Here is a 21924-nt window from a genome sequence, read left to right as displayed (position 1 = left end):
GAGACGCGACCGCGCAGATGAGCGAGCACGTGCGCGGTCGTCTTGCTAGACGGATAGGCAAGTCGCGTTGACAATGTCTCGGCCGGCGTGCGAGCAACGGAGCGCGCTCTCGCCCAGGGAATTTCATGCCCAAGCTCATCATTCAGATCCCTTGCCTGAACGAGGCGCAGACACTGCCCGAGACGATCGAGGCACTGCCGCGCAGTCTTGCGGGTGTGGAGGAAGTCGAGTTTCTGATCATTGACGACGGCTCTGACGATGGCACGGCCGAGGTCGCGCGGCGACTCGGCGTAGACCATGTGGTGCGGTTTCCGCGGAACCAGGGCCTGGCGCGCGCGTTCTCGGCAGGTATCGATGCAGCTCTAAAGCTGGGTGCGGATATAATCGTCAATACCGACGCTGACAATCAATACGAAGCCGACGACATTCCGGCGCTGATTCGCCCGATCCTGGATGGCAAGGCCGATATGGTGGTCGGCGATCGCGGCACGTCGGACGTCGAGCACTTCTCGGCGGCGAAACGGGTCCTCCAGTTCTATGGCAGTTGGGTGGTTCGCGGCCTTTCGGACACGGATGTGCCCGATGCGGCTAGTGGCTTCCGCGCATTCGACCGCCGCGCGGCGCTGCGGCTGAACGTCATGTCCGACTTCACTTACACGCTCGAGACCATCGTGCAGGCCGGGAAGAAGCAGTTGGCGGTCGCGCACGTCCCGGTTCGGACCCGAGCGACCCGACCCTCGCGTCTCTTCCACGGCATTCCCGATTATCTGAGACGCTCGTTCGTGACGCTCGTCCGGATCTACTCTCTGTACGAGCCGATCCGGGTGTTCTGGACCCTCGGGGGCCTGATGGTTCTGGGCGGCCTCGTACTCGGCGCCCGCTTCGTCCTGTACAACTTTCTGTACGGCCCGCAGGGTCTGATCCAATCTCTGATCCTTGCTGCGGCGCTGACGATCATCGGCGTCCAGACCGTGTTGATGGGGTTGATCGCAGACCTCATCGCATCGAGCCGTGCGTTGACCGAAGACACGCTGTTGCGCGTAAGGAAGATGGAACTGCGCTTGGGAGAGAAGCCGGATCTCGAGCCCGGCTATCATCGGCCCGCTGGGGCCGACGAGAAGGCAGAACCGTCGCCCGCGCAGGCGGGTAGGGGCGCCGCGCCGCGGTGATCGCCGTTCTTTTTGGCACCTTCAACGCGAAGCACGCCGCCAATGTACTTCTCGCAGAGGATTTGCGGCGCGCCGGCGTCGAGGTGCGAACGTGCCACCAGCCGTTGTGGGAAGAGACCCGGGACAAGCACGCGTCGTACTTCGCTCCCGCCGCTCTGGTGGGCCTGGCCCTCCGTTGGATGACCGCGATGGGCCGACTCACGCTGCGTTTTGGGCCCATTGCTTCTGGTGCGGGACTGGTCGTGGCCGGTTTCAACGGGCAGCTCGATGTACTGCTGGCGCGGATTCTTGCGCGCGGCCGGCGCGTCCTTTTCGCTCCGCTGGTGACGATCACAGAGACCCTGGTGGACGATCGCGCGCAGTACGCCGCGGATTCCTTGTTGGGTCGGCTCTTCGCCGCCGTGGATCGGATGAGCTTGCGAGCCGCGGACGTCGTGCTCGTCGACACGCGCGCACACGGGGACTATCTGACGACACGTCTCGCGGTTCCGGCCGATCGGGTTGTCGTGCAGTATCTCGGTGCCGAGAACGAGTTTGCCCCGCTCGAGAGCTCACCGCTCGGCTCACAGGCCGGGAGTCGCCTGCGTGTGCTGGGCTACGGCTCGTATCTTCCGCTGCACGGATATGATGTCATCGCGCGGGCCGCGAAGCTCCTGTCGCCTGACGAGGGGATCCACTTCGAATTGATCGGCGATGGGCCCGAACGCGCGCGCACCGACCCCCTAGTCGAGGATCTCCCTCATGTGAAGATGCGGGACTGGGTTCCGTACGAGGATCTTCCGGCGGAAATTCGCAAAGCCGACGTCGTTCTCGGGATCTTCGGCTCCAGCGTCAAGGCGCAGATGGTGGTACCTAATAAGGTGTACCAGGCGGCGCAGGTCGGCCGCGCGATCGTGACGGCCGATACACCTGCCATCCGCGAAGTCTTCCAACCCGGAGAATCGATCGTCGCGATCGAGCCGGATCCCGCCGCGGTAGTGGACGCGCTCCGCTCCTTGGCGACGGATCGGGATCGCCGTGAAGCCCTGGGGACGGCCGCACGAGCGGCCGTGGCGCGTCTGGCCGGCCCGGATGTGCGAGCGGCGCGCTTGGCCGATGCGCTCGGGCTGCCGACGCCGGGCGATGGCAGCGGGATCCGGGGAGCTGCCTCGTGAACGACGTTCGCGTTGCCGTCGGTGCGGTGGCCGGCGTCACGGGAGGTCCGGCGACCTACGTCATCGAGCTCGTCCGAGCGCTGCGTGCGCTCGAGGACGCGCAGCTGCAGGTGACGGTTCTCACCGATTCACCCGACGCGTTTGCCGACATCGATGTCGAGACGGTCGATCTGCCGCTGCCCTCTCCATGGGCGCAGCCATGGTGGGATAATGTCGCGGTTCCGCGGGCGCTGCGTCGCGGTGGGTTCGACGTCTACCACGGAACCAAGCACGCGCTCCCGTTGCTCGGTGCGCCCACGGGCGTGGGGCAGGTCGTCACGATCCATGATCTCGCGGTCTACGCGGAGCCTGACACGTTCTCGTGGGCGCAGCGGATGCAGCTGTACGTGCACATTCGCCACTGCTCCGGCGTCGCCGATCGCGTGATCTGTGTATCAGAGCACGCGGCAAACGACGTGGTGACGCGACTCGGCATTCCACGTGAGAAGATCACTGTGATCCCACATGGCATCGGGTCGATCTTTCGGCCGATCGACGATCCGGTTCGGCGGGAAGAGGTCCGGCGGAAGCACGGGGTCGAGGCTGGGGCCTTTCTGTTCGCGTACGTCGGGACGTCGCAGCCGCGCAAGAGGATCGACGTCGCGATCGAGGCCGTCGGGCGCCTCGTCGAGGAGGGGGTGCCGGCCACGCTCGTGATCGCGGGACGGCGGCGCCCGGGCTATGAGCCGGCTTGGCTGGAATCGCCGCCGCCCTTCGTGCGGGTCCTGGGCGAGATCCCGAGCGAAGATCTCGTCGACCTACTCGGCGCGGCCGACGTGATGGTGAGTCCCTCGAGCTACGAGGGGTTCGGCCTGACGTTCGCCGAGGCCATGGCCTGCGGGACGCCGGTAGTGGGCGTCGCAGTGACATCGGTCCCGGAGGTCGTGGGCGATGGGGGCGTACTGGTCGACGCCCCGGATGTGGCGCAGGTGGCCGACGCCCTTCGGCGGTTGGTGAACGACACGGAGTTCCGTGCGACGAAAGCGTTCGCGGCGCGAGAGCGCGCGGCGAGCTTGTCCTGGGAACGTGCGGCGCGCGCGTCGGCAGAGGTTTATCGTGCGGTTCAGACCGATTGAGTCGTGGGAGATCACGGCCGGGCGCCTCGCGGTCGAGGCGTTCGTGGTGGCGGCGCTGTGCGTGGCCTTTCTCTGGCCGTTTCGACTCTACGGGTTCGACCTCGTGGACGAGGGAACCCAGCTCGTGCAGATCGAACGCGTCGCGGCCGGCGAGCGGCCGTACCTCGATTTCGAGACGGGCTATACACCGGGGTACTTCGCGCTCGAGGCATGGTTGCTCGACGCGGGCGGTGGCAGCATCGTTGCGATTCGCACGTTCGGCCTCCTGGTGCAGGGCGTGGTCGCGGGTAGTCTGTGGGCGATCGCCCGTGCGTGGGCCGGGCTCCACCTCGCAGCGTCGATCGTCCTCCTATACGTGGCGTTTCTTCTCCCGGTTTCCTTGCGGCTGGGAGCCCCCTTCAACATCCCGTACCCGGGCTGGCTGGCCGCGCTGCCGGCTCTCGGCGCCCAGGTCATGGTGGCGCGGGTTTCCGCGCGTAGGATTCGCCGCCGGAACCTGGTGCTGTTGCTCACGGGCGTGGCCGCCGGCCTCGCGTTCTCTGTGAAGCCAAACTCGGGCCTGCTCATCCTCGCCGGTTCGGCTTTGGCGCTCGTACCGACGTGGTCGCCGGAACGTCGGCTGAATCGGATCCTCTCGATGGCGCTGCGCGTGACGGCCATCGTGGCAACGGTAATTCTCGTCGCACCCGGATTGTTCCAGGGCTACGCGGTCGGCCTTCTGTTGCCCATGGCCGTTGCGGTGTTTCGAACTCGTCCTTCTTTCGATGACGGTGACGACGGTCTTCGTCACCTTCTCGTTCTGACGGGCGGTTTCTCGTTGGTCGTGCTCCCTTGGTTGGGGCCGCTTACGATGGAACTGGGGATTGGCGGCATGCTGCGGGACGTCCTGCTTCTCGATGGCGGCGTGATCGAGGCGTACCTTCTGCCGTTCGCAACACCCAGCTGGGGCACGCTGGTGCTCGGTGCCGGCGGGCTGGCCGCCTTCTTCTCGAGAGACCGGCCACGGCTCCTCCCCACGGTCGTGCTCGGGTCGCTCGTGCTGGCGACGCTGGTGTCGATCCCCATGGGGCCTCGTCTCGCTGCGGAGAATGCACTCTTGTGGCTCGGACCGATGGTCGTGCTGTTCGGTTTGATGGATGGCGACGCGCTTGAGCGCTGGCCGAGGGAGCGTGCGGTGCTGGTCTTTCTTTCGATCTACTCGCTCCAACTGTTCCCGCGACCGGATTCGATTCACGTCGCGATGGGCGGTCCGCCGATCGCGCTGGGCGCGGCGCTGCTCTGGCGCCGCTTCGAGCGGCGCTGGCGGTCGACGATCGAGGAGGACGGCGTCGCGATGAGGTGGGCGCCGCGAGTCGCGCTCGCGTTGGTTGCCGTCCTGGCGATCGGGCGCGCCGCTCCGGCATTGATCCCGCGCGTCACCGAAGCGGTGGTCGCGCCGGCGCTCGGGCCACGCGCGCCCATTACGATCCTCGCCCGACACGCGCACCGCTACGCGACCACGGCGGACCTGGTCCGCGAGGTCGGAGCTCGTGGCGCCGAGGGCGATGCGATCTTCGCCTTCCCGGACGTGGCCGGAGTCGGCTTCCTGGCGGAGCGCGCACAACCCTATCGCTACCTCTACTTCGTCCCGGGGAGGCCCGACCGGGCGGGAGAGGAGGAGATGATCCGTCGATTGGCCGAGGTTTCGCCTTCCCTCGTCGTGACGTGCCCTCCGCACGTCGAGGCTTTCGCCGGTGCGCCCGAATACTTCTCGCGGCTTGGCGAGGAGTTCGAGCGCGCGTATGATCCGGTTGCCGAAGTGGGCGGCTGCGTCCTTCGCTCTCGCCGCGTCGGCTGAGAACCTTCATGGAGCCCGCGCCGAGCGTCGCGGTCGTCGTCCTCGATTGGAACGGCGGCGAAGAGACCCTTGCTTGTCTCGAGGCGGTGCGCGCCTCCGTGGGCACCTCGCCGCGGATCGTTCTGGTGGACAACGCATCGATCCGTCCGGTTCTGGCTGAGGTGGCGGACCGGTTCCCTGAGATCGAGGTTGTCCGGAACGACCGCAATCTCGGATACGCGGGCGGGAACAACGTCGGTCTGCGTTTGGCGCTCGAGGGTGGGGCCTCGTTCGTCCTCGTTCTCAACAACGACGCCGAGGTGCGCCCGGATGCGTTGAGGGAGTTCGTGGCCGCCGCGTCGCAGGACGAGAATATCGGCGCTGTAGGGGCGCGGATCCTTCGCCACGACGAACCCGCCCGCTTGTGGATGGCATGGGGTGAGGTGACCTATCGCCAGAGCCTCGTTCGGCTGGTCGGGCAGGGTGCCCCCGATGGCCCGCCGTACGAGGACCAGCGAGATGTGCCCTGGGTCTCGGGCTGCGCGGTGCTCTTCACGCGTGCGGGGTTGGAGCGCGTCGGTCTGTTCGACGAGGACTACTTCGCGTACCATGAAGAGGTGGATTGGTGCGCCCGCGCACGTGAGAGCGGACTCCGGGTGGTCTTTGCCCCGCAGGCCGTCGTCACTCATCGCGGCGAGGGGAGTTCGGGGGGCGGTCGGTACGTGAGCCGCAAGCAGTACCTCGCGGCGCGCAACATGGTTCGGTTCGTTCGGCGGCATGGGTCCGTCGCCGAGAAGCTGAAGTTCTGGTCGTTGTTGGTCGCGACTCTACCGCTGCAGTTTCTGCGGCGATGCCTCACCGGCGAGCAGCGGGGCGTGCTCTTGAAGATGCGGGGAGTGAAGGACGCGTTGCTCGACCGGCCGATCCCACGTGGGGATCTGGGGCTGGACTGATGTCGATCCGGCCGTTCGCAAAGGGAGGTGCGCTCGGGCTCGCGACGCTGCTGGTTGAGAAGGCCTCCGCGCTGGTGCTGGTGGTCGCGTTGGCGCGGACCCTCAGCCCGGACGACTACGGGCTCTACTCCTTCGTGATCGCGTACCTGACGTTGTTCCAGGTGCTGGCGGACCTCGGCCTCGAGACCATCCTGCTTCGGCGCCTTTCGCAGGAGCCGGAGAACCGCAGTCGCTTGATGGCGAACGCGCTCGGGATGCGCGTCTTGCTCGCGATGCTCAGTGCCGCCATCGCCGTCGCGCTGACACCCGTCGCGGCGCCGGGGCAGCCGGACGTGCGTCCGCTCGTCGCGATCGGCGCGGCGGGCCTCTTGTTCGCCGCCCAGCCCGGGTTCCGCGCATTGCTACGTTCGGAGCTGCGGTTGGATGCGGTGCTGAGCGTCGCCGTTGTGACGAACGTGATTCTGTTCGCACTAGTGGGCTTGGCTCTGTGGACCGGCGCGGGGCTGCGTGGCGTTTTCGTCGGGATCGCCTCCGCCCACCTCGCAGGCTTCGCCTTTGCAGGCTTCGTCGTCCGGAAGTCGTTTCGCTTCCGCCTTAGGTGCGAGCGTCCCGTGTGGGAATCGCTCGCCCGGGAAGCCTGGCCGGTCGGTGCCAATTTCTTCGTCATCATGCTCGGCTTGCGCGTCGCACCGCTCCTGCTGATGACGTACGGCGGACCCATCGAGGTCGGGTACCTGGCGTCTGCCATGCGGCTCACCGAGGCGATGAACCTGGTCGCGGATGGTCTCATGATGGTCGTGTTCCCGATGCTCGCCCGCCTCGCGACGACCAACGAAGGGGGCCTGCACGACCTGGCGCAGGTGTCGGCGAAGGTGCTTGCCGCCGTGCTGCTGATGGCGGTGCTGGCTCTGAGCGAGCTTGCGCCGGACGTGCTCGGGCTGCTCTTTGGGGAGGAGTTCCGCGCGGCCGGCCCGGCGCTCGTAGTCCTGTCCTGGTCGGCCCTGCTCGCGGCCCTCGGGACGCTCTACACCAACATGCTGGTCGCCCTGGGCCGGCAGCGGGTCCTGTTCGCGCTGAATGCCGTGTCGGCGGTGTTCCAGGTCGGTCTACAGCTGTTCTTGGTCTCGCACTACGGGCTCCTGGGCGCGGCGGTAGGCGTCGTTCTCGCGAGTTTCGTGAACCACCTGGCGCTGTGCCTCCTGCCGGCCACCGCGCCGTGGGTCCGGCCGGCAGTCCGGGCGGTTCTGCCCCTTTGGGGCTTGGCGGTGGCCCTCCTGGTTGCGGCTGGGCTCGTGCCGGCGCCCGCCCTGGCAAAGGCCGTAGGGCTGGTGGCCTCGTTCGCGCTCCTGTCGGTCGTTTTGGGGGGGCTGGGGCGCAGCGACATCGATCAGCTCCGGCGCGCCCTCGCTACGGATTGAGGTTCCCTTTGTCCGGCGCGGTCTGCTAGGTGAACGAGTTCGCCGAGCGCCACTCCAACCGTCCCACCTGCCCGAATCTTCAGGGCCGGCGTGGGCTCTTCCCGCAAAAAGACCCCAGGATCGTAAGCTCCCGTGCCCGAAAAAGTCGTCGTCATCCCTACGTACAACGAGCGGGGCAACATCGATAAGTTGTTGCCCGAGCTCCTCGACTCCGACCCCGGGTTGGAGGTCGTGGTCGTCGACGACCAGTCGCCCGACGGCACGGCCGATCTGGCTGAAGAAATCGGGCGGACCCGAGGCCGGGTCCACGTCGTGCGTCGCGGGCAGAAGGAGGGCATCGGCCCTGCGTACCGCTCGGGCTTCAAGAAGGCGCTGGAGATCGGCGCCGACCTGATCGTCCAGATGGATGCGGACTTCTCGCATCCGATCTCGTCTCTGCCGGAGTTCTTCGCGGGTGCAGCGCAGTACGATCTCGTCCTCGGTTCGCGTTACCTCGATGGGATCACGGTCGTCCGGTGGCCGATCGAGCGCCTCCTGCTGAGCTACTTCGGGAACTACTACGTCCGGACTCTCACGGGGTTGCCGGTGCGGGACACCACGGGTGGCTTCAAGTGTTGGCGGCGTGAGACGCTGCTGTCGATCGATCTCGATCAGGTTCGGTCCAACGGCTACTCGTTCCAGATCGAGATGACTTACCGCGCGTGGTGCAAGGGCGCGCGCATCTTGGAAGTGCCCATCATCTTCATGGACCGCGAGGTGGGAACCTCGAAGATGTCGAAGCGCATCGGACTCGAGGCGATGTGGATCGTCTGGGAGCTGAAGTTCCGCCGGGCTGTCGGCCGGCTCTGAGCCGTGCGAATCCTCATGCTCAACGAGCGGGACTTGGCACACCCGCTCGCCGGAGGAGTGGAGGTCCACCTCGATGAGCTGGCCCGCCGGCTCGTCGCACAGCACGGCGTCGAAATGACGGTTCTCTGCGCTGGTTTCGAAGGCGGCGCCGAAGAAGAAACGCGCGATGGAGTCCGCTACGTGCGGTTCGGCGATCGGGGCTTCTCGTACTACGCGATGCTCCCGGGACGAGCACGCAAGGAACTGGCGACCGGGAACTACGACCTCGTGGTCGAGAACCTCTGCAAGCTTCTCTTCTTCTCTTCGTTCTATCTGCCCGGCATCCCCCGTCTCGCTCTGGTGCATCACCTCTTCGGGCTGAGTGCGTTCCGCCAGGTCGCGGCGCCGATCGCAGCCTACGTAGCACTCACGGAAGCGCTGCTGCCGCTCGTTTACCGACGGTGGCCGTTCGTGGTCGTGTCGCCGAGCACGCGAGACGATCTGATTCGGCGGGGACTTCCGCGCGACAAGATCATCGTCATTCCCAATGGTCTCGACCAAGCGAAGTACGTGCCAGGCGATGCGGCGCCAGACGAGGATCTGGTCGTCTTCGTAGGCCGCCTCGAATACTACAAGGGAGTCGACGTGCTCCTGGACGCCTGGCCCCGGGTTCTGGCGGAGCGTCCGCGGGCGCGCCTGGTTCTCGTGGGATCGGGGACCGCCGAAGGGGAGATGCGGCGAACCGCGAGTAGCGGGGCCCTGGGCGCGAGCGTATCCTTCGAAGGATTCGTGGCCGAAGATACCAAGATCGACTGGATGCGCCGGGCCACCGTCGTGGTTCAGCCCTCGCACAAAGAGGGCTGGGGTCTGACGGTCCTCGAGGCGAATGCCTGCGGGACGCCGGTCGTCGCTACGGATGTGCCGGGCCTTCGCGATGCCGTGCGGCCCGGTGAGACCGGGCTGCTCGTCGCCAAGGGCGACGCGGCCGGACTCGCCGCAGGGCTCGTCCGGGTCCTGGGCGATGGGACGCTACGGGAGCGGCTCTCTGCCGCTTCCATCGAATGGGTGAAGCGGTTTCGCCACGACGAACTCGCGTCGGCGTTCGCCGACGTGGCTCGAGCCGTCGCGGCCCGCGATGAGTTGCCTGCCGTTCCCGACTTCCTCGCGTCCTCCGCGCGCGGAGGTGTCGCGTGAGCGACGAACGCGCGTACGTCGTACCGAAGCACCCGCTCGCCACGGTGCTTCTCGGTGTCTTCTCCGCGGGCCTCTACTTGAGCTTCGTCCGATACGGCGTGAACCTCGATGACGAGGGGACGATCCTCTACCAGATTCTGCGCACGTATCGGGGGCAGCTTCCCTACATCGACTTCCACACCGGCTACACGCCGGCGATGTTCTACTTGAATGCAGGACTGATGGAGGTGTTCGGCGTTTCCGTAATGCCGCTGCGGCTCTTCCTCGTCGGCGTGAATACGGCCGCGGTGCTTCTGATCTTCCGTCTGGCGCTCCGCGTTGCACCGCCGGCAGAATCGGCGTTTGCGGCATTGACGTATGCGCTGTTCCTGCCGTTCTTCGCCGGGCAATTCGCTTCATTCAACATCCCATATCCGGCCTGGTACGGCGTAACGGCCTGGCTGCTTACGCAGCTCGCGTCCGTGAAGGCCGTCGAGACCAACAAGCGGGCTTGGCTCGCGACGGCCGGCGCGCTTGCGGGCTTGGCGTTCTCGTTCAAGCCGAATACGGGTGTCCTCGCGTTGGGGGCGGTGGTTCTCACGCGCCTGATCACGATGGCGCCGCTGGCCGGACGGCTGGGCGCATGGCTCGAGGGGACGGTTCTCGCGATTGCGTTCGGTGGCGTGTTCGCCGTGCTCACTTTCGAGGTCTTCACTGAGCAGTTCCTCTTTCTCGGCGTGCCGATTCTGTTGCTGGTCGCCGGGTCGGGCTATCTGCGCCGTCGTGCCCATGCGGCAGCGGGCTCGCATCTGCGTCCGGTCGCGGACGGGTTCAAGGATGTCGGCGTGCTGCTGCTCGGCTTCACGCTAGTCGTAGGCGCCTGGTTGGCGTACTTCCTGCCGCTTCTCGGGCTCGAACGCTTCGGCCGGGAGGTCCTGCTTCTCGGGGCGGGCGTCGAACGGATCTATCTTCTCTACTACCCCGACGTGAGCGGATGGACCCTCGCTGTGCTCGCGGCGCTGGTCAGTGCCTGGGTGCTCCCGCGGGCGATCGCGCAGGGGTGGATTCAGAAGCGCGTGCTCCTCGGTGGGTCGGCCGTCGTGGTGGCTGCGGCGGTTCTCGCGTTGGCGGTGTTCGGGCTTGCTCCCGAGGGCTTCATCATCTCGATCGCCATGCAACTCGAGAACGTGAGCTACTTCGTCATCCCGCTTCTCCTCGCGGGGAGCGTCGCGATGGTGTTGTTGCGGCTGGGCGAACCGGCCGCCTTTTCGGGAGGCCGTGAAGATGCGCTTCCCGTGCGGCTTGGGGTCGTGATCGCACTGGTCGTGTTCGGCGTCTTTCTCTTCCTGCAGCTCTACCCGCGTATCGACTTCATGCACGTGGTGATTTCGATGCCGTCAGCGCTCATTCTCGGGGCGGGCGCGTTGTACCGACTAGAGCGCTGGTGGTGGCGGGAACTCGGAGACCCGGAAGTTCCGGACATCCCCCATGGTCGTGTCTGGGCGGCGATCCGTGTGGCCGCGCTGGTTCCGCTCGCCGTCGGTTTGGGAGCGCGCGCCCTGCCGTTCGCCGATGCGCGCTTGTCCCTCGAGGGGGATCTCGGGCCCCGCCGGATGACGCGGCTGCACTTCGATTCGATGCCGATCGAGATCGAGCGCGACCGCGATCACGACATCCGGGAACTGTCGGCCGCCGCCCGCTTCGTCGAGGCCTCGACGAAGCCCGGCGAACCCATCGTCACGTTCCCCGCGCTCGGGATCGTGCCGTTCCTCACGGATCGCTCGACGCCGGTCCCCCACGACTACTTCTTCGCCGGTCGGCCGTCGCACGCGGACGAGGCGGAGATGGTCGAGCACATCGCGGAGGTCGCGCCGTCCCTCGTCGTTACCTTGAACGATCGGCTCGGGTACTTCTCGGCGGCGCCGGCTTACTACTTCATCCTGCGCGACTTCGTCCTGCAGAACTACGTCCTAGTACGACGGTTCGGCCGCTTCGACGTTCTGGCGCGCCGTGACCTGGCCGAGGACGACCCCGCCTGGGCGACGCTGCGCCAGACCGGCGTGGTGGACGGACCTTCGATGGCCTTCGCCCGCGGTCGTTTCCGGGAGGAAGCGCGGTCGGCGCGGCGCCTCTCGATTCAGGGTCGTGCCGAGGATTTGGAAGGCCTGGGCGGGCGCTTGGCCGACGTGGATCGCGGTGTTCGTGGGGTTTGGGCGCAGGCGTTCCAGTCGATTGCCGATCGCGAGCCCAGAGGTCTTCCCGCCGTCGAGGCGGTGGTCGCTCCGGACCGAAGGTCTCGTCTTCTCTTCGTTCGGGCGCTAGGCGAGTATGCCGATACCCGTGCACTGCCTTACCTTCAGGAGGTGTTCCTCGAGAACGACGGCCGGATCCGGTGGGAGGCCGCGCGCTCGATCAACTACGTGCTCGCGCGGAAGCTCGCCGACCGCTTCCGCTTGTACGATCCCCCGGTCGGGCCTCTGTGGGATCTTCCCGCCGAGCTTCCGAGCGAAGAGATGGTCGCCCTGATCGACGACTTCGTAGAGCGGCAGCGCATCGGGCCGCTGGCAGCCATCGCGGCGGCACATGCAGGGCGCCGAGATCTCGCGCCCGACCTCGAGCACTTCGAGAGCGAGCGCGAGACGACCTGGTGGCGAATGATCGCGGCTCTTTCGCTCGTCGAACTGGGGCAGCCCGAGCACCTGCGGACGATGCTGGACGCGCTCAACACCGGAACCCTCGCGGCGCAGTACGTACCCTCGTTGATGCTCGACTCCGATCTCGTCGAGCGAGACGAGCTCGCTGCGGCGCTGCTGGAGACGCTAAGTGTCGGCACGGTGGAGGAGCGGGAAACCGTTGCCTGGATGATTCCCTATCTCGGCGCACCCGAGGCCCGAGAGGCCTTGGCGCTCGCGCGCGAGGATTCCGACCCGGCCGTCCGTCGCGCTGCGACGTGGGCCGCTGAGAAAATGGGCCGACACCCGCTCGCACAGAGTCGCGTCGTTGGTCCGGGAGGTACGTCGTGACGGATTCCGCCAAGACCGCCGAACGGTGGTCGGTTCCTGAGGGCTACACCGGTGAGCGATTGGCCGCCGAAGATGCGCGGTTCGCGCCGGATATGGCGCGGCACCTCGCGGCGTACTACCTGATCGGCCCGCTGGTCGCGGGCAAGAAAGTGCTCGAGGCAGGGTGCGGGGAGGGGTACGGCGCCGGCCTAATGGCGCAGCATGCCGCCTCGGTCGTGGGCGTCGATTACAACGAGGTCGCTCTCGGCTTCGCTCGCGAGCGCAACGCGGGAGTGAAGAATCTCGAGTTCCGCACGATCGACCTTCTCGAGCTGGCGAAGAGCAATCCGGGCGAGTTCGACGTCGTGACGAATTTTCAGGTCCTCGAGCATCTTGACGATCCACGGCCGTTCCTGAAGGCCACCGCAGCATGTCTGCGGCCGGGTGGGACGTTGATCCTGACGACGCCGAATCGTCTCGCGAGCGTTTCCGAGAACCCGTACCACGTGCACGAGTACGTCGGCGACGAACTCGGAGAGACGCTACAGCCGTTCTTCGATACGGTTGACGTGAAGGGTATCGTCGGGACGGAGCGCGTGTACGCGTTCGAGAAGGCGCGCGGCGAGCAGGCGCAGAAGATTCTCCGACTCGACCCACTCGGGCTGCGCAACCTGCTCCCGGAGGCGTTCGTGAAGTTCGTGTTCGCACGTCTCGCCTTGCTGGTGCGCAGTCGCGTTGCACAGCAGGATGGCGACCTCATCGAGATGACGCCCGACGACTTCTCCATCGCCGACGCTGAGCCTCCCCAGTGGATAGATCTCGTGGCCTTCGCCCGCCGTGGCGAGGACGCCGCTTCTTGACCTACTTCTTGGACTGCACGCAAGATAAGGTTCCTTCGATGAATGAAGTTGGCGAGATTCCGGAAGTGCTAGAGCTGACCCTGAGCGTCATCGTGCCGGTATACAACGAGCGCGCGACGATCTGGGAGATTCTCCAGCGCGTCGTGCGACGCCCCGAGGTCGATCAACTCGTCATCGTCGACGACTGCTCCGCGGATGGCACCGGTGATGTCCTTCGCGCCGGCGAAGCTGCGGGCTGGCCCGAGTTGCGGCGGGGCCGGGGCCGACCCCTCCCCGAGATCGTGGTGCGCTATCACAGGGAGAATCGGGGCAAGGGCGCCGCCCTGCGGACCGGTTTCGAAGTCGCCGACCGCGACGTGTTCCTCACGCAGGACGCCGACCTGGAGTACGACCCCGACGACTATCCGCGGCTGCTCGTTCCGCTGCGCGACGGGCGGGCGGACGCGGTCTATGGAAGTCGATTTGCCGGCTATCCGCGCCGGGTGCTCTTCTTCTGGCATTCGCTCGGCAACAAGCTGTTGACCACGTTGTCCAACATGCTCTGCGACCTGAACCTCACCGACATGGAGACCGGCTACAAGGCCATGCGCAAGGAGATGGTCCGCGCGATGGTCCTCAAGTCGAATCGGTTCGGCATCGAGCCGGAGATGACGGCGAAGCTCGCGCGGCTGCGTGCCCGGATCTACGAAGTGCCCATCTCGTACAGCGGCCGTTCCTATAGCGAGGGGAAGAAAATTGGCTGGAAGGACGCGGTGTCCGCGATCTGGACGATGTTCCGCTGCGCCTTCACAGATGATCGTGAGTCGAGCGATCCGCTTCACGCGACCCTGCGTCGCATGGCCGCGCTGGATCGGTACAACACCTTCCTCTTCGAGCAGATTCGGCCCTTCGTCGGGCAGCACGTTCTGGAAGTCGGCGCCGGTACGGGGACGATCACGCAGTTCGTGCGAGATCGGGACCGAACGCTCGCGACCGACATCGACGAGCAATACCTGCATCTCCTTCGGCGGCGCTTCGAGAACTACAAGAACGTCGATGCGGCGCTGTTCGACTTGGGTGAGCCTGCGCCCGCAGCTGTCGCTGCGAACACGTACGACACGATCATCTGCCTGAACGTCCTCGAGCATATCGCCGATGACCGCGGCGCACTGCAGCGGATGTTCGACCTCCTCGAGCCGGGAGGCAAGCTGGTTTTGCTGGTGCCGGCGCATGGGGTTCTGTACGGCGACATCGACAAGGCGATCGGCCACCATCGCCGGTATGAGAAGGACCCACTGTCTCGTTTGCTCGCGGGGGTCGGCTTCGAGACGGAAGAGCTCTTCTTCGTGAACGCGCTTTCGACGCTCGGCTGGTACGTGAACGGCCGACTGCTGAAGCGCAACAGCGTGCCTGGAATGCAGGCGCGGGTCGCGGACCGACTGGTGCCTTTCTTCAAGCTCGAGCGCAAGCTGAATCTGCCGTTCGGCTTGTCCCTCATCAGTGTCGCGAAGCGGCCCATGGTGGCCGGCGAGTCCGGCGAGCTGTCCCGGGCGTCGGGCGACCACTGACGGGGCTTTGCGGGTGCGGCCTGCGCGCGGAGTGATTCCCGATGGTCGCGCCGTGCTGCGATGTCGGGCTTGTGGGGAATGCGGACAGGCCGTCTTTTCGAAGCGCGGATTCCTTTTTGCGGAGTGCGACGCGTGCCATTGTCGCTTCGTGGTGGGGGATGTTCCGGAGCTAATTTACGACGAGGGCTACTTTGGTGGGGATAGCTTCGGTGGGTATCCGGCGTACCTCGACGATCGGCAGCTGATTGTCGACAACTTCGCGCGCCGGGTGAACTGGCTCGAGCCGCACGCGCAGGGGAAGCGGCTGCTCGACGTCGGAGCCGCCTACGGGTTCCTCGTGCAGGCCGCCGGCGAAGCGGGCTTCGATGCCGTGGGTCTGGAGCCGGCAGCGGGCTGTGTCGAGTGGGCGCGTCGGGAACTCGGAATCTCGATGCTCGCCGGGACCGTCGAGGAGGCGGTGATCGAACCGGAGAGCTTCGACGTCGTCACACTCATGGACGTGATCGAGCACGTGGCGGACCCCGGGGTCGCGCTCCGGCAGATTCGGCGTTGGCTCCGGCCCGGCGGGATGGTGGTCATCGAGACGGGCGACTTCGAGGCTCTTCTCCCGCGCGTGGTCGGTTCCCGCTGGTACTACTACGACCCTCCGCAGCATCTGACATACTTCAGCCCCTCGAGTATCGAGACGCTTCTCGTGGCGAGCGGTTTCGACGCGCCGGTTGCGGTTGGCCACCTTGGTCGATCCGTTTCCGTGCGGAACTTCAGCTTCCAGCTGGGTCGGGCTCTCGGCGATGGGATCTGGGGCAACGCGTGCCGCTCGCTTGCGAGTTCGGCACTGGGCGCGTTTACATTCGACGTGCCCGATCGGGGCAACGTGATGGCCGTGGCGGCCCGCGTGCGCAGTCCCGGCTGAGCGGCGTCGATGCCTTTGGGATTTCTCTGCTGGGTGGCCTGGTTGGCCGGAACGTCGTGGACCGGCATGATGCTGATGCAGGCGGGCGTCTTCTCGGGCCCCGGCGCTCTCGTCGGCGGACTGCTCGCGGCGGTGATCACCGCGATCCTTGTCCCGCCTGGTGCGGCGGCGACCGGCGCGATGCGGTGGATCGCGGTCTTGGCGTTGCTGCTCTGTACGACGCTTCTTCCCGCGATTGACACCACGCTGTTCTCCCAGGACGCGAGTGTTCACGTGGCCGCAGGGCGCTGGCTCGCTCGGCACGGAACGCTCGCGATATCCGATCCCGCTCTCGAGTCGATCACTCCCGAGGAGCGGCTCGCGCTGTTCAGCGGAGGGAGTACGACCGACAAGCGGATCTCCCTCGTGCGGGTGCCCGGCGGCGTCGTCATCCCGGACTTCGACGAGACCGTCGCGTATCCGAGTTTCTCCCACTTGTTGTCGGTCTGGGTGGCGATCGCGGTCTCCGTGCTCGGTCCGCACGGCCCGAGTTGGCTTGGATCGCTGTTCGCCTTCAGCGCGTGGTGGGCGATCGGCCTGATCGCGTGGCGCGATGGCGGAGGCTGGGGCGCCGCCGCGGTCCTCGGTCTTCTCGCGACGTGGTTGCCCGAGCACTGGTTCGGGCGGTTCCTGATGCCCGAGATGTTGGCCCAGGCCTTGGTCTGGTCGGGCGTCGCGGCGTCGCGGTTTGCCATGGATGGCGCGGGCCTCGACTCGGTCGGTCGGGTGAGCGAGGGCGCTGTATCTGCGGCGTCTCGTCGTGCGGGCTGGGTCGCCGGTGCGATCGCGGGGCTGTCCCTCGGCGTGGCGGCGTTCGCACGTCTCGAGCAGTTCTGGGTCTTCATTCCCGCATTGCTCCTCGTCCGGGTCTTCGTACACCCGGGGCGTTGGGTGCTGCCGCCGGGAGCGCTGGCCCCGCTGGTCCTCACGTCCGTGCAGGGGGTCTTCCACCTCTGGTGGATTCCCACGGACTACGGCAATCGAATCTACAAGAGCGCGCAGGCGGTCTACCTCAAGTTCGTTCTGGTGATGCTGCGGCTCAGCCGGGGCGACGGGTACGTCCTGGGTTTTGTCCTGGAGTGGGTCGTGCCGGCGGGCGTGCTCGTCGGGGTTGGTGTCTTGTTGTGGTGGGGGAGGAGGCTCGCGCGGAAGACGCCGGGGTCGCTGCTGCGGCCACTGCTCGCGGTGGTGACCTTCGTGTGGCTGGTCGAACTCTATTCGCGCGGGCTGCCGTCTGCGTTCCCCGGTCTGGACTCCCTGGTTTGGTACATCCCGTGGCCGGTCTGGGGTGCCGTGTTCTTCGGGCTTCCTGGGTTGCTGGGTGTGCCGGCGCTGGAACTCGCGGTGATCCTCGAGGCCATCGACCAGGTCGTCTGGGGGCGCGTGAGCCCGGAACACATCTGGGCGTCACGACGACTCGTCACGGTTGGGCTTCCGGTCCTCGCGCTGATCGCCGTTCGGGGAGCGTTTCGCGCGGAGTGGGGCGGCACCGTGGGCGCGTATGCGGCGCGTTCGTTTGTCGTAGTGGCGATTCTTCTCGGCGCTCTCGGACTTCGGCCGGTTCTCGGTGTCCCGTTCCAGGCGGGTGGGTATGAGTTCGTCGCCGACCTAGCGGAGGACATTCCGCCGTCGAGTACGGTCGTCTTCGTGAAACCTCTTGACTGGCTCCAGATCGGGTCTGCCCTCTGGCTCGGGCATGGACGCCACTCCTTGGTCATGCGTGAGGAGGGGTATCCCGGCTACGATGCGGCACTCGAGAAGTTGCTCGCGTCGCGCGGCGAGGCGCCCGTGTTCGTGGTCGCGGGAGCCGTCGTCGGACCGCAGGGCGGAGATGATGAGGCGGCCGCGGAGTTGGCGCGCTTGCCCGAAGGGCTTCGACTGGAGCGTCTTTCGAGCTACGTGTGGCACGCACCAACTTTGGAGGTGACGTACGATCGGCCCCCAGAAAAGAAGGTCAACCGGCGTGCGTTTTTACATCTTTACAAAGGGCACTGGGAGCCCGGTCCCGGGCCGGCGGGGCCGTGATTAGCGCTCACTCGGTCCGGAGCCGGGGGAAACACCCTTGTTCCAGAGGCCGAGTCGCATCTTCCACGGGGTGACCATCGATCGTGCGATCTCGGAGCGAGAGATCTTGGAGGTCCCCGCCCGGCGATCGGTAAACACGATCGGAACCTCGACGCCGGTGAGGCCCGCATCCACCACCCGGTACTTCAGGTCGATGAGGAACGAGTAGCCGCTCGTCTGGATCGCGGAGAGCCCGATCGATTCGAGCGCGCGACGCGTGAGGCATTGGAAGCCGCTCGTGCAGTCGCGGAAGGGCATGCCGGTGACGAGCCGAGCATACTGGTTCGCCACGGTGCTCATGATGAGTCGCGACAGTTCCCAGTTCACGACACTGATGCCGTGCAGGTACCGGGAGCCGATCACCAGGTCGGCGCGTGCTGCCGCGTCGACGAGCGACGGGAGGTACTTCGGGTCGTGAGACCAGTCCCCGTCCATCGAGATGACTGCATCGTAGCCTTGCTCGAGCGCGAGCGTGAACGCTTCGCGATACGCAGAACCCAGGCCGAGCTTCCCGGCACGGTGGAGCACCTTGAAGCGTGGCGTCTTACTCGCAATCTGGTCTGCCAGATCGCCGGTCCCATCGGGCGAGTTGTCGTCGACCACGAGGTAGTCGAGTTCTGCCGGGACGGAGAGGACGGCTTCGGCGAGACCTTCGATGTTGTCTCGCTCGTTGTAAGTTGGTGTGATGACGAGGGTGCGCATGGTCAGGAGTGAAGTTGGTTACGGTCGCATACGGCTTGGAGTCTCACCAGTACAAACCGCCCCGCGGGCGTGTCCGACCACGTAAGACCACCGGGCCTGGCCGAGAAGGCGGCCGATCAGAGCTTCGACCGCGTCGAGTGCCCGCAGGGTCCTCTTGCTCCGCCCGAGGCGGGGCATACCGAATGTCGGGTGGAGGAGGACACGATCGAGCGGAAAGGGCGCCGCCATGGCGAACCGCAAGTCGGTCAGGGGGAGGCCGGAGAGGAGCTCTCGGAGCCAGGCCTCGTTGGACCGGGCGGCGCCGCGCTCGGCGGGGACCAGGGCCATCTGGAGACGGATCAGGGGGCTCTGGGCGTTTGGCTCCGCGAGGATGAAGTGGCCCCCGGGCCGCAGGACACGCGCCGACTCCGCAAGGGTCTCGGCCGGTGTGGGGATGTGGTGCAGCACGTCGCGGATGATCACCGTCTCGAAGGTGTCGTCGGCGTAGGGCAGCGCAGAGCCGTCGGCGCACACGAAGCGCGCAGAGGGGATCGCCGCGGATGCGAAGTGGAGCTTTCCCGCGGAGCGGTCGAGCCCCACGGCGAGGCCGTCGTCGTGCGGGGTGCTCTCGATGTGAAAGAGGTTCGCGCCCTCGCCGCACCCGATCTCGAGCAACGGCCGCCCGGAATCGACCAGCAGGTTCGAAAGGAAGCCGGCTTCGCGGTCGGCGAAGCCGGCCCCGCGCGTCTGCCAAGCGAAGTGGGTCGCATCGGCATCGGCGAAGTGCTCGTCCTGCTTCGCAACGAATTCTCCGTGGTCGTCGGACATACTCACGCCAAGTAGAACATGCGCTGGAAGATTCGCCAGAAGGTGTCAGGGGCGATCCAAGGCGGCAGGAAGAAGGGAATCCAGGCCATCGCCACGAACCCGAAGGCCATGGCCTGGTTGGCTCGGTCGCGCAGCGGCGCGGGGATGCGCGTGCGCACCAGGGTGCGCACCGGTGCGAGCGCCGGGACGTTGTTCCATTGGCGAGCGGCGATCTGGGCCCCGCCGTTGAGAAGGCCCCACACGATGAAGCCGGTCCAGGCGATGGGCGGGTAGCCCTCGATCCCCAGAACCTTGAGTGCGCCCCAGACGTGCCACAGGCCGCTCGCGAGGAAGGTGAGGAGAACGTTCAGTGCGGCGTGTCGCCGGTTGCCGCCCAGCGGAATGTAGACGTAGTTGCGCAGCCAGATGCCGAAGGACATGTGCCATCGCCGCCAGAACTCACCGACCGATCGCGACTTCCACGGCTTGTCGAAGTTCTCTCCGATGTCGAAGCCGATGACGCGTGCGAGAGAGACCGAGATGTCCGTCCAGCCGGAGAAGATGACGTAGAACGTGAAGTACAGCTCAGCGGCCCAGAGCCACAGACGGACGTGTCCGACGCTCGTCCCGGAGGTGGCGAAAATCGTGTCGTTGTCCTGGCCCAAATAGAACGTCGCGAGCAGGACCTTGCCCATGCCCCAGCCGAATCTTCCCGCGCAGGGCAGGAGCCGTGCGGCGTATGCGCGAAGCTCGTCCCAGGTGTCGACGACCGGCCCCTTCCGTCGATGCTCGGCGAGCTGTTCCGTCGTTTCGATCGGGCCGTTCACGAACGTCGGGAAGAAGAGGGTGGCCGTCAGGAACTCGTGGAGCGGCCGTGCCGGGACGTTCCTCGCTCGTCGGTCGACCACATACGCGACACACCGGAGCCACCAGACGTTGGTCGCGAACGCCCAGAACTCGGCCATGTCGCTCGTATTCCCGACGAGGATGTCGGCGGGCAGGAGGGCCGGATATGCCGCGAGCGCAACGATGAGTCCCCACGACAGGCCGGTGCCCAACGGACCGGGCACGCGCTCGATCACGGTGTGCAGGACGATTGAGAAGGCGAGCGCAATGCCGGCGAGAAGCGGCGACCCGAGCAGCGCGATGCTGGCGAGCGATGCGGCGACGAGGACCCAGACGCGAACCCGGGCGGGCAGCGCGCTCGCCGCGACGACGAGTGCCGCAAGCAGGGCGCCGAAGAGCGAGAACCGCATGAACAGGCTGTGGCGTGTCTCCCAGGCACCGACCGCGAGGTCGTAGAACTCCCACTGCAGCCACGACAGAGCGTCGGCGATGCTCACAGGCGGTGCCCGCGAACGACGCCGTCGGGCCACACGCCGGCGCGGATCAGCAGATCCCAGAGCGCGTGACTCGCAAGGAAGTGGGCGTCGCGTCCCCACCGCCCGTGCGAATCGAGGCACAGCTCGAGCGGGCGTGTCGTCGTGCGGCGAAGGCCGTCGAACGTCGGGGTCGGGTCGATACAGGGCGCGATGTCTTGCAGTTCTTCGCAGATCGGTTCGTGCGTCGCTGCCGGTGGGCAGCTGGGAGCGACCAGCACCGCGAAGCTCGCGCCCGCCGCGCGGCTGGTTTCGGCGAGTCGCGCGATGAGATCGCGGGTCTTCGCGAGCGCTCTTGTATGCTCGTCTTTGCCTTCCAGCGGTTGCGGCTCGTCGACGGCGACCGGCTGGTTGGGAGAGGCGCCGTGATGTCCGGCAAGCCAGCGTGCGGCACCCGAGAGTGCGAGAAGTCCGGATGCCGGCGGCAGATCGGGCTCGACGGGGCGGACGGCCGGCGGGTGTAGGTTCGCCGCGAGATCACGGCTCGGATCGAGCACGAGCACGACGACGTCGGGCCCGTACGGAAGCCCGCGCTTTTCGAGCCAACGAATCTCGTCCGCGGTGGCGTAACCCGGGATCGTCGCGTTGACGACCGAGAGCCTCGACCCGCGCGTCTGATCGGCGAGGTGGGCGATGCGGACGGAGAGGCGGTCCTCCCGCGCGATCCCGAGGCCGTCGGCGACGTGGTTTCCGAGGAGCAGGACCCGGACGTCCCCGGGTCGCTTCTCGTGCGGCCAATGCTGATCGGCGAGGCCTTCTGCGTTGGTCGCGACCGTCGCGTTCCACGCGTCGCCGCGGCAATCGTCGAGCCTGATGCGCATGTCGGGTGTGAACGTCCACCCGACGTCGGCGTCGGCCTGCAGCAGCACGCCCTCGGCGTCGGCGCAGACGGGAATCCCTTGGAGTCGCGCGACCACTTCCAGCAGGAGAAGAGCCGCGATCAGGCCACCCGCCGCGGCGATCCGGCGCGGTGCACGTCGATGAGGCCCGGTGAACGCCATGCCGG

General features: G+C 66.6%; 17 protein-coding genes. 13 read left to right on the top strand and 4 right to left on the bottom strand.

Annotated features, from left to right (window positions below):
* Positions 1-125: 125 nt before the first annotated feature.
* The 13 genes from P8R42_23005 to P8R42_22945 all read left to right on the top strand — a co-directional run bounded on the left by P8R42_23005 (position 126) and on the right by P8R42_22945 (position 18012).
* On the top strand, positions 126-1169 hold the full coding sequence (locus P8R42_23005) for a glycosyltransferase family 2 protein (protein ID MDG2307468.1): 1044 nt from the start codon (positions 126-128) through the stop codon (positions 1167-1169).
* Positions 1166-2323 carry a glycosyltransferase gene (locus tag P8R42_23000; protein ID MDG2307467.1) on the top strand — a complete coding sequence of 386 codons (1158 nt, stop codon included), beginning with the start codon at positions 1166-1168 and terminating at the stop codon, positions 2321-2323. Before P8R42_23005 ends, P8R42_23000 begins: the two co-directional genes overlap by 4 nt.
* Complete coding sequence (locus tag P8R42_22995) at positions 2320-3438, top strand: glycosyltransferase family 1 protein (GenBank protein ID MDG2307466.1); 1119 nt, start codon at positions 2320-2322, stop codon at positions 3436-3438. Before P8R42_23000 ends, P8R42_22995 begins: the two co-directional genes overlap by 4 nt.
* Positions 3419-5275 (top strand): hypothetical protein, encoded by a 1857-nt coding sequence (locus tag P8R42_22990; GenBank protein ID MDG2307465.1) that lies wholly within the window; start codon positions 3419-3421, stop codon positions 5273-5275. Before P8R42_22995 ends, P8R42_22990 begins: the two co-directional genes overlap by 20 nt.
* A gap of 8 nt (positions 5276-5283) precedes the next feature.
* The gene (locus P8R42_22985) at positions 5284-6207 is read left to right on the top strand and encodes a glycosyltransferase family 2 protein (protein ID MDG2307464.1); all 924 of its coding nucleotides are present in this window, start codon (positions 5284-5286) and stop codon (positions 6205-6207) included.
* Positions 6207-7625 carry a flippase gene (locus P8R42_22980; GenBank protein ID MDG2307463.1) on the top strand — a complete coding sequence of 473 codons (1419 nt, stop codon included), beginning with the start codon at positions 6207-6209 and terminating at the stop codon, positions 7623-7625. Before P8R42_22985 ends, P8R42_22980 begins: the two co-directional genes overlap by 1 nt.
* 132 nt (positions 7626-7757) lie before the next feature.
* Positions 7758-8474: a polyprenol monophosphomannose synthase gene (locus P8R42_22975; GenBank protein MDG2307462.1), complete on the top strand. Its 717-nt coding sequence runs from the start codon at positions 7758-7760 to the stop codon at positions 8472-8474.
* A 3-nt stretch (positions 8475-8477) separates the two neighbouring features.
* A complete protein-coding gene (locus P8R42_22970) occupies positions 8478-9647 on the top strand; it encodes a glycosyltransferase family 4 protein (protein ID MDG2307461.1) in 1170 nt (389 codons plus the stop codon).
* Entirely contained in the window at positions 9644-12649 is a 3006-nt protein-coding gene (locus tag P8R42_22965; GenBank protein MDG2307460.1) for a glycosyltransferase family 39 protein, read from the top strand. Before P8R42_22970 ends, P8R42_22965 begins: the two co-directional genes overlap by 4 nt.
* Positions 12646-13488: a methyltransferase domain-containing protein gene (locus P8R42_22960; protein MDG2307459.1), complete on the top strand. Its 843-nt coding sequence runs from the start codon at positions 12646-12648 to the stop codon at positions 13486-13488. The genes P8R42_22965 and P8R42_22960 overlap by 4 nt, the downstream gene beginning before the upstream one ends.
* Positions 13489-13526: 38 nt before the next feature.
* The gene (locus P8R42_22955) at positions 13527-15035 is read left to right on the top strand and encodes a glycosyltransferase (GenBank protein ID MDG2307458.1); all 1509 of its coding nucleotides are present in this window, start codon (positions 13527-13529) and stop codon (positions 15033-15035) included.
* Between the two features lie 151 nt (positions 15036-15186).
* Positions 15187-15948, top strand: a complete 762-nt coding sequence (locus tag P8R42_22950; protein MDG2307457.1) for a class I SAM-dependent methyltransferase — start codon at positions 15187-15189, stop codon at positions 15946-15948.
* A gap of 9 nt (positions 15949-15957) precedes the next feature.
* The gene (locus P8R42_22945; GenBank protein ID MDG2307456.1) at positions 15958-18012 is read left to right on the top strand and encodes a hypothetical protein; all 2055 of its coding nucleotides are present in this window, start codon (positions 15958-15960) and stop codon (positions 18010-18012) included.
* Here P8R42_22945 and P8R42_22940 read toward each other — a convergent pair whose 3' ends face one another.
* Genes P8R42_22940 through P8R42_22925 form a run of 4 tightly spaced genes read right to left on the bottom strand, consistent with a single transcriptional unit; the run spans position 18013 to position 21919 of the window.
* A complete protein-coding gene (locus tag P8R42_22940; protein ID MDG2307455.1) occupies positions 18013-18753 on the bottom strand; it encodes a polyprenol monophosphomannose synthase in 741 nt (246 codons plus the stop codon).
* 18 nt (positions 18754-18771) lie between these two features.
* Positions 18772-19560, bottom strand: a complete 789-nt coding sequence (locus P8R42_22935; GenBank protein MDG2307454.1) for a class I SAM-dependent methyltransferase — start codon at positions 19558-19560, stop codon at positions 18772-18774.
* Positions 19561-19562: 2 nt separating this feature from the next.
* The gene (locus P8R42_22930) at positions 19563-20882 is read right to left on the bottom strand and encodes an MBOAT family O-acyltransferase (GenBank protein MDG2307453.1); all 1320 of its coding nucleotides are present in this window, start codon (positions 20880-20882) and stop codon (positions 19563-19565) included.
* A complete protein-coding gene (locus tag P8R42_22925; GenBank protein MDG2307452.1) occupies positions 20879-21919 on the bottom strand; it encodes a hypothetical protein in 1041 nt (346 codons plus the stop codon). The genes P8R42_22930 and P8R42_22925 overlap by 4 nt, the downstream gene beginning before the upstream one ends.
* Positions 21920-21924 lie beyond the last annotated feature (5 nt).

The organism is Candidatus Binatia bacterium, from assembly GCA_029243485.1.
Lineage (GTDB): Bacteria > Desulfobacterota > Binatia > UBA12015 > UBA12015 > VGTG01.
This window is presented reverse-complemented; position numbering and strand designations above follow the sequence as displayed.